This is a genomic window from Candidatus Symbiopectobacterium sp. NZEC135 (genome assembly GCF_025962695.1).
This window is the reverse complement of the sequence record NZ_JAGFPF010001157.1, coordinates 1-683: the sequence shown is the minus strand read 5'-3', so window position 1 is coordinate 683 and position 683 is coordinate 1. Positions and strand designations below refer to the sequence as shown.

At 57.4% G+C, this 683-nt stretch carries 1 protein-coding gene; it reads left to right on the top strand.

Features of this window, described 5'->3' with window-relative positions:
* Nucleotides 1-683 (top strand): 3-hydroxyacyl-CoA dehydrogenase NAD-binding domain-containing protein (locus tag J5224_RS33055; RefSeq protein WP_264629133.1); only part of this gene is annotated, 683 nt, incomplete at both ends.

Sequence of the window (683 nt, the reverse complement as noted above, 5' to 3'; positions counted from 1 at the left end):
AAGCGGTGGTGGCGCAAACCGCCGGTAAACATTATCCCGCCCCGTTGACCGCAGTAAAAACCGTTGAGGCTGCGGCGGGGATGACGCGCGATGATGCGTTACGCCTCGAGACACAGAATTTTGTGACGCTCACAGCAACCTCAGCCGCACGTGCTTTAGTCGGTATTTTCCTAAACGATCAGTATGTTAAGGGTAAGGCTAAGAAACTGTCAGGTACGGTATCCGTACCGCGGCAGGCCGCCGTGCTGGGCGCTGGCATTATGGGGGGCGGCATCGCCTACCAGTCCGCCTACAAGGGCGTGCCGATTGTGATGAAAGACATCAACGACAAAGCGCTGGCACTGGGCATGGCAGAGGCCGCGAAACTGCTCAACGGCCAGTTGACGCGCGGCAAGCTGGACGGTTTGAAAATGGCGACTATCCTGAGCCAGATTCAGCCAACGCTCGATTATGGCCGCTTTGCGGATATCGATATCGTGGTGGAGGCGGTGGTGGAAAACCCCAGGGTGAAGGGGGAAGTGCTGGCGCAAACGGAAACGCACCTCGCCGAAAATGCCATCCTGGCCTCCAATACCTCCACCATCCCTATCGCGTTACTGGCAAAATCCCTGCAACGTCCTGAGCGGTTCTGCGGCATGCACTTCTTTAATCCGGTGCACCGGATGCCACTGGTGGAAATCATC